General features: G+C 48.9%; 12 protein-coding genes. All 12 read right to left on the bottom strand.

All coding sequences use genetic code 11. The annotated features are described in order from the left end of the window. Positions 1–195 precede the first annotated feature (195 nt). The 12 genes from ahcY to AB1756_10575 all read right to left on the bottom strand — a co-directional run bounded on the left by ahcY (position 196) and on the right by AB1756_10575 (position 16,777). Complete coding sequence (gene ahcY, locus AB1756_10630; GenBank protein ID MEW5807782.1) at positions 196–1,452, bottom strand: adenosylhomocysteinase; 1,257 nt, start codon at positions 1,450–1,452, stop codon at positions 196–198. Positions 1,453–1,461: 9 nt separating this feature from the next. After that, complete coding sequence (metK, locus tag AB1756_10625) at positions 1,462–2,613, bottom strand: methionine adenosyltransferase (protein MEW5807781.1); 1,152 nt, start codon at positions 2,611–2,613, stop codon at positions 1,462–1,464. A 204-nt stretch (positions 2,614–2,817) separates the two neighbouring features. Next, a complete protein-coding gene (locus tag AB1756_10620; GenBank protein ID MEW5807780.1) occupies positions 2,818–6,324 on the bottom strand; it encodes a DNA polymerase III subunit alpha in 3,507 nt (1,168 codons plus the stop codon). Position 6,325: 1 nt separating this feature from the next. Beyond that, positions 6,326–7,867: a glutamine-hydrolyzing GMP synthase gene (guaA, locus tag AB1756_10615; GenBank protein MEW5807779.1), complete on the bottom strand. Its 1,542-nt coding sequence runs from the start codon at positions 7,865–7,867 to the stop codon at positions 6,326–6,328. Further along, entirely contained in the window at positions 7,864–8,889 is a 1,026-nt protein-coding gene (gene holA, locus AB1756_10610; GenBank protein ID MEW5807778.1) for a DNA polymerase III subunit delta, read from the bottom strand. Before holA ends, guaA begins: the two co-directional genes overlap by 4 nt. Next, positions 8,890–9,399, bottom strand: a complete 510-nt coding sequence (gene lptE / locus AB1756_10605) for an LPS assembly lipoprotein LptE (protein MEW5807777.1) — start codon at positions 9,397–9,399, stop codon at positions 8,890–8,892. It lies immediately after the preceding gene. 10 nt (positions 9,400–9,409) lie between these two features. Further along, on the bottom strand, positions 9,410–11,896 hold the full coding sequence (gene leuS / locus AB1756_10600) for a leucine--tRNA ligase (protein ID MEW5807776.1): 2,487 nt from the start codon (positions 11,894–11,896) through the stop codon (positions 9,410–9,412). 85 nt (positions 11,897–11,981) lie between these two features. Continuing rightward, the gene (gene nusB, locus AB1756_10595; protein ID MEW5807775.1) at positions 11,982–12,434 is read right to left on the bottom strand and encodes a transcription antitermination factor NusB; all 453 of its coding nucleotides are present in this window, start codon (positions 12,432–12,434) and stop codon (positions 11,982–11,984) included. A gap of 3 nt (positions 12,435–12,437) precedes the next feature. Then, on the bottom strand, positions 12,438–12,908 hold the full coding sequence (gene ribE, locus AB1756_10590; GenBank protein ID MEW5807774.1) for a 6,7-dimethyl-8-ribityllumazine synthase: 471 nt from the start codon (positions 12,906–12,908) through the stop codon (positions 12,438–12,440). Between the two features lie 135 nt (positions 12,909–13,043). Next, positions 13,044–13,943, bottom strand: a complete 900-nt coding sequence (locus AB1756_10585) for a PfkB family carbohydrate kinase (protein ID MEW5807773.1) — start codon at positions 13,941–13,943, stop codon at positions 13,044–13,046. Next, positions 13,944–14,804, bottom strand: a complete 861-nt coding sequence (mtnP, locus tag AB1756_10580; protein MEW5807772.1) for an S-methyl-5'-thioadenosine phosphorylase — start codon at positions 14,802–14,804, stop codon at positions 13,944–13,946. A gap of 56 nt (positions 14,805–14,860) precedes the next feature. Further along, on the bottom strand, positions 14,861–16,777 hold the full coding sequence (locus AB1756_10575) for a DUF255 domain-containing protein (protein MEW5807771.1): 1,917 nt from the start codon (positions 16,775–16,777) through the stop codon (positions 14,861–14,863). Positions 16,778–16,846 lie beyond the last annotated feature (69 nt).

Genomic DNA, 16,846 nt, shown 5'->3' with positions numbered 1-16,846 from the left:
TTGCTCACCGTCCAAGGTTGTGCAAGACCCAAAAGATAGCAATAAAGTTCTGTGTCGTACATGGCTCCATTCCTCCTTGGAGCCATTTTACTTTATGGAATCACCCACTTGAAAGCCGGAAGAGCCTCAAAAAGAGATTTTGCAGGAACAGGAATAATGATGATTGTCAGGAAACAATAGAGGAATTTCAGAAACTTAAGTCCCCTCCGTCCAGGTCGATAGGTATCTTCTCTGGCCTGTTGAAAGAGTATCTATCTTGATACCCATGGTGCTCAGCTTGAGCCTTGCCACTTCTTGATCGATCTTCTCCGGAACGGGATATACCTTCCTCTCAAGTCGCGAATGATTTTTGACAAGATATTCAATGCAGAGAGCCTGATTCGCAAAGCTCATGTCCATGACGACGGCCGGATGTCCTTCCGCAGAGGCCAGATTGATGAGTCTTCCCTCCCCTAAAAGATAGATCTTCTTGCCATTCCTTAATGCGAACTCTTCGACGAAACTCCTGATAGTCTTCCTTGATTTTGATAGCTTTTCAAGTGCCGGGATATCTATCTCGACATTGAAATGCCCGGAGTTTGCTATGATGGCTCCATCTTTCATTTTCAGGAAATGCTCTCTCCTGATGATATGCTTATTTCCTGTGACCGTGATAAAGACATTACCTATCCTGGCAGCCTCTGACATAGGAAGCACCCTGAAACCATCCATTACAGCCTCAAGCGCTCGGACAGGGTCAACTTCCGTGATGATCACGTTGGAACCCATCCCCTTCGCCCGCATCGAAACCCCTTTTCCGCACCAACCGTATCCGCTCACGACGACGGTCATACCCGCGAATAGAAGGTTGGTTGCTCGCAAAATTCCATCGATTGTGCTCTGTCCCGTCCCATACCTGTTATCGAAAAAATGTTTCGTCTGGGCATCGTTCACGGCTATGATAGGATACTGCAGGACTTTCTGTTCGGCCATGCTTCTCAACCTGATGACGCCTGTCGTCGTTTCCTCCGTCCCGCCGATGACATTTTTTAAGAGCTTCCTCTTATTCGTATGGAGGACCGTGACCAAGTCAGCTCCATCGTCCATCGTTACTTCCGGTTTGATGCTTAGGGCGGAGACGATATGCCTGTAATAGGTCTTATGGTTCTCCCCTTTTATTGAAAAGGTCTTTATCCCAAAATCTTTCACGAGCGAGGCGGCCGCATCGTCCTGCGTGGAGAGAGGGTTTGAAGCACAAAGAGCAACGTCCGCTCCTCCGGCTTTCAGCGTCCTTGCCAGATTGGCAGTTTCAGAGGTGATATGGAGGCATGCAGAAATTCTGATTTCACGCAGAGGTTTCTCTTTTGCAAATCTTTCTCTTATCCTGTGGAGAACGGGCATCATCCTGTCAGCCCATTCGATCCTCTTCTTCCCATCCGCCGCAAGTTTCAGGTCCTTGACATCGTATTTCATGAAACCCCCTTAGAGTCCCGCTTCTTTCCGAAGGATCTCGGCCACATCGGTCACTTCCCAGGTGAATCCCTCTTCGTCACGGCCAAAATGCCCGTAGGCTGCCGTCTTCCTGTATATTGGTCTTCTCAGCCTCAGATAGTCGATGATGGCTCTCGGAGTCAGGCTGAAATGTTCCTTGATGAGATGGACGATCCTTTCTTCTGGCAATTTCGCCGTGCCGAAGGAATTAACCATGATGGATACTGGATCAGCCACACCTATGACATATGCAAGCTGAATCTCAAATTTATCAGCAATCCCTGCAGCAACAACGTTCTTCGCAATATGTCTTGCCATATAAGATGCCGAACGATCGACTTTCGTTGGGTCCTTCCCTGAGAAGCATCCTCCACCATGATGACCAACGCCGCCATAAGTGTCCACGATTATCTTCCTGCCGGTCAATCCAGTATCCCCCTGAGGACCGCCGATGACGAATCGACCCGTCTGATTGATGAAGATCTTTGTATTGCTGTCCATGAGATGGGCCGGGATGACCGCACAGATTACCTTCTCCGTGATTCCCTCCTTGAGATCGTCGTTGCTGACTTTATCGCTGTGCTGCGAGGCTATTATGACCGCATCGACTCTTACGGGTTTATCTCCATCGTATTCAATTGTGACCTGTGACTTCCCATCGGGTCTCAAGAAATCGAGGCTGTTATTCTTTCTGCATTCTGCTAATCTTCTCGTCAACTTATGCGCAAGCATGATGGGCATCGGCATGAGCTCGAGGGTTTCACGGCAGGCATATCCAAACATCATTCCCTGATCGCCTGCACCTCCATGGTCAACTCCCTGGGCGATGTCCGGGGACTGCTCGTCGATTGTAGATATGACTGCACAAGTATCACAATCGAAACCATACTTGGCTCTGGTGTAGCCGACTTCTCTTATCAAGTTTCTCGCCACTTTGGGGAAATCCACGTAGCATTCCGTGCTGATCTCCCCTGCTATCACTACGAGCCCTGTCGTGACAAGCGTTTCGCAGGCCACTCTGCCCATCGGATCTTCTTCCAGGACTGCATCAAGGATGGAATCGGATATCTGGTCTGCGATCTTATCGGGATGCCCTTCCGTGACCGATTCTGACGTAAAAAAATACCTTCCCTTTTTAATCATAATTGTTGACCTCCGACTTCTTACGCATCGCTTGTGCGTTTAAATTTTGTAAATATAGCAGAGAGCAAATACCAAGTCAATTTCCGCCATGGGGCAAGAATTCCAGATCCTGTATCACATAAGCTCAGCATTTCTAAAAGTTGCAATAATTGAGGAACTAAAATTGACGAAACTTCTCTCGCTATATAGTTGGAGTTTGCTTGCTCAGGTCCTGGAGTTCGTGCTGCTTCCCTTGATTCTTATCTTGACACTTCCCTTTCCAAGCAGCTCTTCCACTTCGCTGATAAAATCCTTACTCGGCGATACGAGAAAGTTTGGAGAGGCCTTGAGGTGGATCTGATAATGCTGTGGGTAGATTAACAAAAAACTTGCCGAACAATTCCCCCTGTAAAGTTCGAAGATCGTGTTCAGCTTGCTTACGATTTCTTCGTCGGTGCCTGTGGTCATGACCTTGATCAGAACTGATTCCGCTTGTTTCTCCCGGACCTCACTTAGAGGGTAGATCTGTTCCAAAAGGATTTTAATCTTTTCCTCTTCTGCTTCGACCGTTCCTCGCAGAAAGACTGGCAGGTCATTCTCAAGAATTCCCTGATATCTCTTGTACTTCTCGGGAAGGACGACCACCTCGACGAATCCCTGGAGGTCTTCAAGTGTAAAAGCTGCCATCATATCCCCCTTCTTCGTCTTTCTTCTCCGCAACGCCGTCACGATCCCTCCCAGGGTGACTTCCTGAGCATTCCCAACTTCCATCAAGGAGGATGTCGTATGAGTGCAAAAATCTCTCAGTTCTTGCAAATAATCGTTCAGTGGATGCCCCGTGATATAAAAACCCAGCGTCTCCTTCTCATATGACAGGAGAACGTTATCCTTCCATTCTTCAATCTCCGGAAGAGGCTGCTTCCATTTTACTGAACCCAATCCAGCCGCGGCGAAGAGCGACTTCTGCCCGGATTCCCTTTCAGCACTGGTCTTCTGGGCACACTCGATCGCACTGTCCATCACTGAAAATAGCTGTGCTCGCCTGACTCCCAGCGAGTCGAAGGAACCTGACTTGATGAGAGATTCCAGGACTCTCTTGTTAGCCAGTCTCAGGTCAACCTCCGAACAGAACTGGAAGATCGAATCAAATCGGCTAACTCTTTTCCTGGCTTCGAGAATGGAAGTAATGGCCCCCTCGCCGACATTCTTGATGGCAGCCAGCCCGAACCTTATACTGTTCCCCTCAACGGTAAAATCTAGATCGCTCGAATTGATATCCGGAGGAAGAATTTTGATTCCCATCTCCCTGCATTCGTTGATGTACTTAGCGATCTTGCCTGTGTTCTCTTTTTCGCTGGTCAGCAGCGCTGCCATGAAATGAACGGGATAATGGGCTTTCAGGAATGCTGTTCGATATGCGATCAGGGCGTAAGCTGCCGAATGCGATTTATTGAAGCCGTAACCCGCAAAGTTTTCCATCAGATCAAAAATCCTCTCGGCCTCATCGGTGCTGACCCGGCGTTTCCGAGCCCCGCCAACGAATCTATCACGCTGAGCCTTCATCTCGCTCATTTTCTTCTTGCCCATCGCTCTCCGCAGGATATCCGCTTCACCCATGGAGAAGTTTCCCAGGGCGCTTGCGATCTTCATGACCTGCTCCTGATAGACGATGACGCCGTAAGTTTCATCGAGAATCTCCTTCAACTGCTGATTCTCCGTTTCGAATTTCCTCTTCCCGTGTCTTCCCCTGATGAAGTCATCGATCATTCCACTCTTTATGGGACCTGGCCGGTAGAGAGCATTCATGGCAATGAGATCTTCAAACCGCGACGGCTTGAGCTTCCTGAGGATATCCTGCATCCCGGATGATTCAAACTGGAATACGCCGCTCGTCTGGGCTCTGGAAAATAGTTCGTATGTAGTGGAATCATCCAGATGAAACTCCTCCGGAATGATCCGCTCCCCAAGATCCTCCTGTACCATCCTGACGACGTCATCGATCAAAGTCAGCGTCTTCAAGCCAAGGAAATCCATTTTGAGGAGACCGATCTCCTCGATCTCATCCTTGGCATACTGGGTGGTCGTTTCTTCATTTGTGGTTTTATACAGAGGAGTGTATTCCGTGATTGACCTGGGAGCGATGACGACTCCCGCCGCATGCGTGGATGCATGTCTTGTGAGACCCTCCAGCTTCCTCGCCACATCGATTAACTCGCGGATCACCGAATCCCTTTTATATACATCTTTAAGCTGGGGAACGGTCGCCAGCGAACTGTCGATGGTGGCATCCAGCTCAGGAGGGATCATCTTGGCTATCCTGTCGACATCGGCATAGGGAATGTCAAGCCCCCTTCCGACATCTCGGATGACTCCTCGCGCCGCCATCGTCCCGAAAGTGATGATCTGCGCCACGTTCTCTCTGCCGTATTTCTCCATTACGTACTCGATCACCTTCGATCTCCCCTTAAAGCAGAAATCTATATCGATGTCAGGAAGCGTAATGCGTTCGGGGTTCAGAAATCTCTCGAAGAGGAGGCCATACTGAAGGGGATCGATATCGGTGATCCTGAGGCAGTAGGCTACGAGGCTACCGGCTGCAGAACCTCTCCCTGGACCGACGGGTATTTTGTTCTCTCGGGCGAACTTTATGAAATCCCAGACAATCAGGAAGTATCCCGGAAACTTCATGTTCAAGATCATCTGGATCTCGTTATCCAGTCTCTTTTTGTATTCCCCCCTGCTGAATCTCAAGGGAGCCGCTGCCCCCTTTTTCTGAAGTTCATTCATTCTTTCCTGAAAGCCCCTGTGGACCATTTCGATGAAGTACTGCTCGACCGTATATCCTTCAGGTATTTTAAATTCTGGCAGATGATAGCCGGATTGATCCATGAGCAGGTTGCACTTCTCGGCAATCATGAGCGAGTTTTCAACCGCTTCAGGGATCCATTTGAAGAGCATCCTCATCTCATCAGGCGATTTGAAATAGTGTTGTTCCGTATACTTCAGCCTATCCCTGCTCTTGATGTTCGTTCCAGTCTGGATGCAGATCAGAACGTCATGGGCAAAGTAATCATCGGCGTTGAGAAAATGACAGTCATTTGTGGCCACCAGTGGGATTTTTGTCTTCTTGGATACCTCCAGCAGGAGAGGATTGACGATCTTCTGGTCCGGAACGGATTGATCCTGGATCTCCAGGAAGAACCTCGGCTCTCCAAAGATCTCCCTGTACTCCCCGGCAACCCTGCAAGCCTTCTCGAGCTGCCGGGAGGCAAGAAGCATGGGGATCTCTCCGGCAAGGCAGCCGCTCATCGCGATCAACCCTTCGGAATGTTCTGCAAGCAGTTCCTTATCCATCCTGGGTCGATAGTAAAACCCCTCTAGGAATCCTGCCGAGACGAGCTTGATGAGATTCTTGTACCCTGCATGGTTCTCTACAAGAATTGTCAGATGGAAATAAGGTTTCTTTCCGAGAGAAGCCTGGTTAGGAGATTTGTCGAATCGGCTTCCCGGAGCGATGTAAGCCTCACAACCGATTATCGGCTTGATCCCTTTCTCCATCGCCTTCTTATAAAACTTTATGACGCCGAACATATTGCCGTGGTCCGTTATGGCCACGGCACCCATGTTGAACCCGATCGCCTTCTCAATCATCTCGTCGATGCGACAGGCGCCATCGAGAAGAGAGAAGGGGCTATGATTGTGAAGATGAACGAAACTACCTTGACGCGTCATTCTATTCCCATTCTACCGTTGAAGGGGGTTTCGTGGAAATGTCATAGACGACTCGATTCACTCCCCTCACCTCGTTGACAATCCTGGTAGAAACTCTTCTCAGAAAGTCATGAGGAAAGCCGAACCAGTCCGCCGTCATGAAATCTAGCGTGTGAACGGCTCTCAGGGCCAGGACATTCTCGTAAGTCCTTGCGTCCCCCATGACACCGACGGTCCTGATCGGAAGCAGAACGGCAAAAGCCTGGGATACTTGGTCGTAGAGGCCGCTCTTCTTCAACTCTTCAATGAAGATTGCATCCGCCTCCTGAAGGACTTTGGCCCTCTCCACCGTCACTTCGCCTATGATTCTCACTGCGAGACCTGGTCCCGGAAAGGGATGCCTCTTGAGAAACTCGGCATCCAGCCCCAGCTCGATGCCGAGTCGGCGGACTTCATCCTTGAATAGTTCCGACAGGGGTTCCACCAGATTCAAGGTCATCTCCTCTGGAAGCCCGCCCACATTGTGATGTGTCTTGATGACGGCGGAAGGACCTTTCACGGAAGAAGATTCGATCCTGTCTGGATAGATTGTCCCCTGCGCGAGGAATTCCAGATCACCGATCTTATCCGCTTCTCTCTCAAAGATCTCTATAAACTTGTTTCCGATGATTCGTCTCTTCTGCTCGGGATCATCCACTCCCTGGAGGGCATTGAGAAATTCGTTGGATGCATCAACATGCTGAACGTTCAGGTGAAATTTCATCCGGAACCTGTTCAGCAGCTCTTCGGCCTCGTTCTTCCTCAGCAGCCCGTTATCCACGAAGATGCATGTTAGCCTTTCTCCGATCGCCCTGTGGACAAGAAGAGCCGTAACGGCCGAGTCTACGCCGCCGCTAAGCGCGCAGATGACTTTCCCTTTTCCAACCTTCTCCTGGATATCCCTGACGGAATCTTCAAGAAATTTTGCCATGTTCCAGTCTGCCCGGCAAGCACACACTCCAAAGAGGAAGTTCCTGATCATGGTCATACCGTTTTCCGTATGATTGACCTCCGGGTGAAATTGTATTCCGAAGATCTTCTTCTCATAATCTGCGATGGAGACGACAGGATTAGATTCTGAGCGAGACGTGATAGTGAATTTCTTGGGAACCTCTTTGACCCTGTCGCCATGGCTCATCCATACGATCTGAATCTCATCCAAGCCACGGTAAAGTGAATTCTCCCGGATAATCTTTATCTCCGTCTTTCCATATTCCCTTTCCTTGCCTCTTTCCACCGTTCCACCAAGCATACGTGCAATGATCTGCATCCCGTAGCATATTCCTAAAACTGGAATGCCCAGATCAAGGATCCTCAGGTCAAGGCTGGGCGAACCTTCCCTGTAAACGGAATCAGGACCACCGGAAAGGATAATCCCGGCTGGTTTCTCCTTCAGTATCGATTCCAGCGGGAGATCATGCCTTGAGATTTCGCAATAGACTCTAGCCTCCCTGACTCTCCTGGCAATGAGTTGTGTGTACTGCGAGCCGAAGTCCATTATCAAGATTTTCTCTGCATGTTTCATGATAGATCCCAAATCAGCTTTTCAAGGATGGTCTCTTCGGGAAGACCCGATCTTATCAATCGCTCGGCTTCGAAAAGGAGCCGCGGTATCCTGAGGATCTTTTTCTCGTCAATCGATCTGATATTCTTGAGCGTCTCCTGAATATAGAATCGGAAACCGGCTGCTTGTGCAGCTTTTGTTTCATCGGCTCCCTCCGAGATCATCCTCTTCACAAGAGCGGCCTTCGAGAAGAAGTTATCAAGATGCCAGAAGAGGAGAGGCTGCGGCTGATCCATGTTCAGAAGGCTCCTCAGAGTCTCCGTGGCCTTCATCCTGTTTCCTGAACAGATATGATTGATGAGTGCATAGACATCGAAGAACCTGTTGTCCGCCGCGATTCTCCTGATATCTTCTATTGTAATCTCCCCTCCTTTTGTTTTAAAGCTGGATATCTTCTCGCATTCTCGAGCGATGGTCATTCGATCCATGCCGCAGATCTCCGCCAGCATCTGAGCGGCATCGCTTTTGATCTTCAGACCACTTATGCGAAAGATTTCCTCCTTCAGCCATTTGAGGATCTCTTCACCCCTCCCTTTCTTTCTCTTTTCCCCTTCTACAAAGACTCCTCTGCTGCATCCATCCAGAAAATCGCTCGATCTGCCCTTCTTGAAGAGCTTCAGGAGGTCTCTCACTCCATCTCCAGTACCCTCATCCTTTGATCCCTTCACATTCAGAGAATTCGCGGCTACGACGAATGTCGTTCTGGAAGAGGCTCTTTGAAAATATTCGATTAGAGCCGGGGAATCGCTGCGAAGGAATTCACCATGATATCTGAGGACGATGAGCTTCCCTTCCGAAAACATTGGAAGGTTGAGAGCGGAATCCAGCACTGCATAAAGGTCGATTTCATCACGATGGTACGTTTCAAGGCTGGATCCCTTCTTCATTGCCTGCTCTTTCAACTTGGAGATCAGTTCTTCCAACTCATATTCTTCCTCGCATACAAGGAAGAAGAAAATCGTCTCCTTCACCATCCCAGTCATTCAGAACCCCTCGAGAAGGGATGTTACAAGCGATCGCGCAAAACTGCCGGCAATTCTTTCGATAGCCACGATCTCTTGGTCAAAGAAGTCTATCTCGCTTTCTGGAATATCAAATTGTTCGCGGTAGAGGAAATGCTCCTGGTTCCAGATGACATTTCCGTCAGCACTATCCGTTAGCTTAGCCCTCACGGAGATGCTTACTTCAACTACTGTTGCTCGCCCTTCCGGATTAAACTGGATCGGGTTCGTTGAAAAAGAAGAAATTGCACCCTCCAGAAATGCATCCGAGTTCTCCCTGCTGGAGATCACTCTGTATTTTCCCCTCTTGGTCAGTTCCTTCGTAATGCTCTCGGTGATCCTCTGTTCTATTTCAGATCTTTTCGTCTCATTGACGAAAGGGATGACGGCAATCCTTTTGATATTCGGTGGGAGGAAAATGTTTTGCCCTGCAAGGCGGTAGCCGCAGGATGTCAAAAGCAGAAGCGAAACGATGGATATCAATCTTTTCATTTGTGTTTCCTCACCGGACGACTATATTGAATAACTTATCCGGAATATAGATCTTCTTGACTATGCTCTTGCCTGCCAGGAAGAGCCGGATCCTGTCATCCTCCTGGGCCCGCGTGAATACATATTCCGCGGATGATCCTCTGGGGGCGACGATCTTTCCTCTTAACTTTCCATTGACCTGGATGACGATCAGGACACTCTCTTCCTCAAGGAGTCTTTCATCCGCTACAGGCCAGCTCTGCCCGTTAGCCAGGCCCTTCCCTCCAAGGCTCTCTCTCATCTCCTCCGCAAAATGCGGGGCAAAGGGGACGAGTAACAGCGAAATGGCCTGAAGAGATTCCTTGATCGCCATTAACTCCACCATGGAAAAACCCTCTCTCTCATAGAAGAGGTATAGTTCGTTGACGAGCTCCATGATAGCCGCGATAGCCGTGTTGAAATGCATCCTCCTGTCGATATCGCCGGTGACTTTGAAGATAGTCTGATGCGTCTTCCTCCTGAGCTTCAACGCATTATCTCCTGCTTCTATTCCGGAAAAGTCGATATTCACATCCTTCAGCCGTTTTTCAAATTTGTACAGAAGCCTCCAGACTCTGGATAGGAAGCGGAAAGAGCCTTCGACACCCTGATCACTCCATTCCAGATCCCGTTCCGGCGGAGATGCAAAGAGTGAGAAGAGTCTGGTTGTATCGGCACCGTATCTTTCTATCATCTCGTCGGGTGTCACCTCGTTCCCCTTGCTCTTGGACATCTTCTGCCCGAAGCGGATGACCATTCCCTGAGTGAACAGCTTCTGAACAGGCTCGCCATACCTGATCAGCCCTATGTCCCTCATGAACTTTGCAAAGAAACGACAGTAGATGAGATGCATTGTTGCATGTTCGATCCCTCCGATGTAGAGATCGATCGGGAACCAGTAATCCGCGACGTCCCTGGAAAAAGGGGCATTCTGATTGAGAGGATCGCAGTAGCGGTAGAAGTACCAGGATGAATCGATGAAGGTATCCATGGTATCTGTCTCTCTCTTTGCGGCTTTCTCGCATTTTGGACATTTCACATTCAGGAAACCAGGGGCTCTTTCAAGAGGAGAAGAACCATAACCTTCTATGACGACCTGATCGGGAAGGATGACTGGAAGCTCATTTTCGGGAACGGGAACGATCCCACAATCCTGGCAGTAGATCACTGGGATCGGCGTTCCCCAGTACCGCTGACGTGAGATCCCCCAGTCCTTTAACCTGTAACTGACCTCAAAATTTCCAAAACCGTTCTCTTTCGCATATCGGGTCATCTTCCCGCGTGCTTCATCGCTTCTCAACCCGCTGAACGATCCTGAATTGATGAGGATTCCATCCTCGATGAATGCCCGTTTCATCGGGATGTCGATTTGATCTTCAGATTCAGGCCTGATGACCTGCCTGATCTCCATCCCGTACTTCTTTGCAAAATCGAAATCCCTCTGGTCATGAGCGGGAACCGACATGACGGCTCCTGTTCCGTATTCCATCAGAACGAAATTGGCGACCCAGATCGGGATCCGTTCTCCATTGAAAGGATTAATCGCATATCGTCCAGTGAAGACACCCACTTTCTCCACCTCTTCCGAGAACCTGTCGACTAAACTCTTCCGCAGTTGCTGCGTAACGAATTCTTGAACACGCTGTTCAGCAGGCAACCCACGGGAGATAACCTTCAGGTCAGGATGCTCAGCAGCCATGACGAGAAAGGTAGAACCAAAGATTGTATCGATCCTGGTTGTGAAGATGTCTATCTTCTTATCCAATCCCTCAACCTGGAAAGAGACACTGGAGCCTTCACTTCTTCCTATCCAGTTCTGCTGCATCGTGATAACCCGCTCCGGCCAGCTCTGCAGATGGTCAAGCTCCTGGAGAAGTTCTTCCGCATAATGGGTGATCTTCAGAAACCATTGATTGAACTCTCTCTTCGTCACTGAACGGCCGCACCGCCAGCATCCTCCATCCTCCACCTGCTCATTGGCCAGGACGGTCTGACAGGACTTGCACCAGTTCACCGCCCTCCTTCCCCTGTATGCTAACCCTCTCTCCAGCAGCTTCAGGAAGAACCACTGGTTCCATCGGTAATATTCCGGGAGGCAGGTTGTCACTTCACGGCTCCAGTCATACCCGAAACCAAGTCTCTTTATCTGCTTTCTCATGTGATCGATGTTGTTCAGCGTCCAGGACTTCGGATGCGTCTTGTGCTTGATGGCGGCATTCTCCGCCGGCATCCCGAGAGCATCCCATCCCATGGGATGGAGGACATTGTATCCCTGCATCATCTTGAACCGCGCCATCGCATCGCCAATGGAGTAGTTTCTTACATGCCCCATGTGAATCCTTCCCGAAGGATACGGAAGCATCTCGAGGCAGTAGAATTCCTTCTTTCCAGGAGTTTCGGAGACCTTGAAAATCTTCTCATCTTCCCAGCGTTTCTGCCACTTGATCTCTAGTTCTTGAAATTCGTATTGTTCCTTCATTTTCACCGCTCAAGATAAAAGAAACATCATCTCATGGAATGGGAAAGACCCATCTGCATGAGACCCGCCTCAGCCGCGGAATCATTCACTCCTGTCTGGAATCGACGGGCGTTCGTTTCGATGCGATGATACCATTTTCGATCTTCTTTTTCACCGCATCGAGGATGCCGTTGACGAAAGACCCCGATTCTTCGCTCCCGAATTTCTTCGCCACCTCGATCGCTTCGTCGATGATGACAATGAGCGGGGTCTGCAACTCGAACAGAAACTCATAGATGGCCATCCTCAAGATATTCCGGTCCACAATGGCCATCCTGTTCAATCTCCAGTGTTCGGCATTTGCTGCAATGATGTTGTCTATCTGCTGGAGATCTTCTCTTACGCCGTGAACTATTCTCTCCGTAAAGTCTCTAACATCTTGAAGATCATTCTTATCTTTCCAGAAGAAAGGAAAAATGTCTTCAATGCTATGTCCTGAGACGTCGATCTGAAAAAGTATCTGAAGAGCGTACTCCCTCCCTTTTCTTCTGAACCCCATGGCCTAAGCCTTCGCGGCACGATAGAGATTGGCCATTTCAATTGCGGACAGTGCTGTCATCCATCCCTTGTTCCCGGATTTGGCGCCCGCCCTCTCTATTGCCTGATCGAGATTCTCAGAAGTAAGCACGCCAAAAATGACCGGCATTCCTGTCTCCATCCCCACCGAAGCAATTCCTTTAGTCACTTCAGCACTCAAGAAATCGAAATGCGGCGTCTCCCCTCGGATCAGGACACCCAGACAGATGATCGCATCGTGCTTCTTTGTATCTGCGATCCTCTTTGCAAAGAGAGGGATCTCAAAGCAACCGGGAACTTTGAAGATCGAGATATTCTTCTCCTCCGCTCCATGCCTCTCGAGGCAGTCGAGAGCCCCTTCCAGCAGCCTCTCAGAAACAAACTCATTAAAACGGCTTACGATGATGCCAAACCTCAGATTCTTGGCATCGAGGTTTCCCTGAATGACCTTAGGCATCGTTTCCTCCTGTAAAAACTGGGATTTATTTTAATTCAGTATAGAGAGGATGTCTACCAAAGTCAACATGAGCATTGAGTCACAAATCGAAAGGAAAGCTTGGTCGCGGCACAAGAAATGAGAGACACAATACTTCTAAAAGCAGGTCATTTTCTTGAATTGGCGGTATCGTTCTTTGATGTCCCGGAAAGCGAGATTCCTGAATGAATCGAGACTGAAATTTTGCACGTCGAAGGATGCCATGATGCTACCGTGTATGATGGCCTGGCGGAGAGTCAATTCTGTGATATTTCTTTTCGTCGAGAGATAGCCGACGAATCCTCCTGCAAAGGAATCACCGGCCCCAGTGGGATCAATGACCCTTTCCACCAGAAAAGCTGGAACCACAAAGAGCTTCCCTTTATGGATCATCATGGCGCCATACTCTCCCCTCTTGACAACGACTGTATGCGGCCCCATTGTGGAAATCTTTCTGATAGCCTTGACGAGATGTGCCTGACCCGTCAACTGTTTCGCCTCCCCTTCATTAAGGAGGAGAATGTCCACCTTCCCTATGACCTTCCTGAGAGAGGAAAGCTTGTTCTCGATCCAGAAATTCATGGTGTCACAAACAACGAGACGTGGACTCTTGGTCTGCTGGAGGACCTTCCACTGCAGGTCCGGGTCAATGTTGGCGAGGAAGACGACGGGACTTTTCATGAACCTTTCTGGGAGCACGGGATCGAACTTCTTGAAAACGTTGAGCTCGGTTCTCTTTGTTACGGCGACATTAAGATCGGCACCGTACTCCCCTTCCCAATGGAATGTCTTTCCCCCGGCTTTTCCTATGCCTGAGCAATCCACCCCTCTTTCTTTCAGAAGGCGCAGATTGCTCATGTTGAAATCGGAGCCGACGACGGCCACGATCCCTACACTGCTGAAGAAGCTGGCAGAAACGGAGAAATAGGTCGCGGAGCCACCAAGAATTTTGCTTCGGAAGCCCGATGGTGTCCGCACCGTGTCGTAGGCTATGGAGCCGACTACCAGTATTTTCATCTAAATATATTTTCCTATGAGGGGAAATAGTCTTCTTTTCAACTCTTCCGGGATCATGGAGCGGTCCGTGATGATGGCGTCCTTTAACGCGGAGGAGCATCCACATTCCCTCTTTTCAGGCAGAACTCTCATCAATCTCTTGACGATCTCCTTCGCCATCATCGAATTCTTCTTCAGATTCTGCAGGACTGCATCTATAGTCACCGATTCTTCGCTCTCGTGCCAGCAGTCATAATCAGTTACAAGAGCCATAGTGGCGAAGCAGATCTCTGCCTCTCTTGCCAGTTTTGCTTCCTGAAGGTTTGTCATGCCGATGACATCCACGCCCCAGCTCCTGTAGACAAGCGATTCTGCCTTCGTTGAGAACTGCGGACCTTCCATGCAGAGGTAGACGCCGCCATTGTGGATCCTTGCCCCTGCCTGAAGGCAGGCCTCTCTCAGAGAATCTTTCAGGTGCCTGCAGATCGGCTCTGCAAACGTGATGTGTCCCACGATGCCATTGCCGAAGAAGGTGGATGGTCTCCGGCAGGTCCGATCGATGAACTGATCTGGAAGGACGATGTCGAGCGGAATTATATGCTCCCTCATGCTCCCTACGGCGCCTGCTGCAACGATCCTTTCAACGCCAAGAAGCTTGAATCCGAAGATGTTTGCCCTGAAATTTATCTCCGATGGGATTATCCTGTGCCCTCTTCCATGCCGTGCGATGAATGCCACTCTTCTACCCTCCACGGTTCCAACAACATAGGCATCCGATGGCTCCCCGAATGGCGTATCCATCTTTACTTCCACTACATCTTTCAGATCCTCCATGGAATAGATGCCACTCCCGCCTATGATACCGATGGAAGCCTTCTCCATACCATCTCCTCTATTCTAAAAAGTAAGAAGGAGTTCTTCTCGTCAAAGCACAGTACTTATTCCATGATCTTCGCCCGCCCGGATGATAAGCGCTTCTTGAATTTTTCATACTGTGCAGCTACTCTTTCATGGTTGGTCACAGGAGAAGAGATCAGGGGACTTTTAATGAAATATAGCACTGGAGTGGAAGTTGCAATCATTCCTATTTTGCTGATGTCTTCTTTTTCTTCATCAATGAATTTGACTATCTTCCACTTCTCGGGAATCCTGTTTGCTTCAGATATCAGATTTTTTACCCGTTGATCATGGCTCTTCCCGATGACGATTATCCTCAATGGCCTAACAAAGTACTCGCTGCAAGCCAACCCATAAGATGAAGCAAAGACTTCGTATTTCATATAGCTCGTCGAAAAGAGCTCCAGACTCTTGACCGCTTCCCGCAAATATTTATCTCTTCCTGTTGTATGATAAATCCTTATCAGGGCTCTTGCTGCTAAGGCATTATCGTCGATAGATTTCATGGGCAGCTTCAGTTTCCCCGGGGCACCCTGATCTTGCATATAATCAAAGAACCCTCCCCGCATGACATCTTTTAAATTGTCTATCATGAAATCAGCAATCTCCGTCGCACTTTTAAGATAGAGTTCCTCTCCGCTTATCTGATAGAGATCGAAAAGTGTCATGCAGAACTGCGCGTTATCTTCCAGAATACCAATAAGATCCTTTCTCCCCTTCTCGTAGAAATGAAAAACTCCTCGGCCGGGACTGTAAAACTCCTCCAGGAGAAAATCGACCGCCTTTCTTCCCTTTTCAAACCAAGCCTGGTCATTCATTATGATAGATGCTTTCAGGAAGGACGATGCAGCTATTGCACTTCTGTTACAAAAGATCCTACGATCGATGGGGGGACGAATCAAGAATTTCTTCTCCTCCGGCGCGGATGCATAGTATCCATCTGCAAATGCAAAATCGGCATACTGCCCGGCCAGAAATGCTCCTCCACTGTCAAGCAGCGTTTTATCAATATAGTTCAGAATGGAGAGTGCCTCATTTTTGATTTCTGCATCACCGGTTAACATGAAGAGATCCAGTAAATTGTCAAGAAGAGAAGCGTTTCTATCCAGCAATTTTTCCCGGGCAGGATCAGACCAGTCTGCCCTGTTAGCATATCGGAAGATCCCTCCTTCCAACCTATCGTTCATCTCCGAATTCATGATAGCTTTGAGAGTCCTGGAACAGATTTCCAGTACCGCAGGATTCTGTTCGAGGGAGTACATATGAACTGCAAATTCCAAAGCTGAAGGAATTGGGAATTTCGGTTCTTTGCCGAATCCACCGTTCTGCAGATCGAAATTGGCCTTCAATGAAGAAAGTATCCTCTCCGGAATTCCTTGATCCAGTGGTCCCTCCTTGAGATCCAACGCATTTTCTTCGGTTTTCATCTGTGCGCTGGCTAATTCATCAACTTTCTCGGGATGACCTTTGTAATATTTGAACGCTGAAAGAATCAGATCCTTCATTGTATTGGGATAGACAAAACCAAGTGCCATCGGATATTTGCCGCCTTCTTCTTCCTGCCATATCATAGGTCTTCCGTCGGGAAGAAGAAAGAATATCGAAGGCCAGATCTTTGCACCATAGGCCTTTTTGATATCCGGTCTCTTGTCACCGTCGACACGAATCGGAACGAAGTGATTATTGATCAACCATGCAACAGAGGGATCTGAAAAGGTCTCGGCATCCATGTCGTAGCAGTTCTTGTCCCACCTCACGCCGATATTGAGCAGGATCGGTTTATCAAGAGCCCGCGCCTTCGCAAACGCATAAGGGGACCACTCCGACCATTGAACAACCGGGACTGAATATTGAAAAGCGTCTCTGTACAGCTCCTGGCTCGGGTAGCTTAGATCCAGCCTTATGTTCTTGCGGAACTCTGCTCCAGGCGTTAGAGAAGGCGAAATGGTTAAAAGCATGACATAAAGCAGGCTTGCAATTCTATGTTTAAGAGCCTCTGTCTTCATGAAACATACATTGTAAATGAA

The sequence above is a fragment of the Acidobacteriota bacterium genome (assembly GCA_040752675.1).
In the GTDB taxonomy this organism is placed as follows: domain Bacteria; phylum Acidobacteriota; class Polarisedimenticolia; order JBFMGF01; family JBFMGF01; genus JBFMGF01.
Note: the sequence above shows the minus strand (reverse complement) of the source record. Positions and strands in the feature narration are given on the sequence as shown.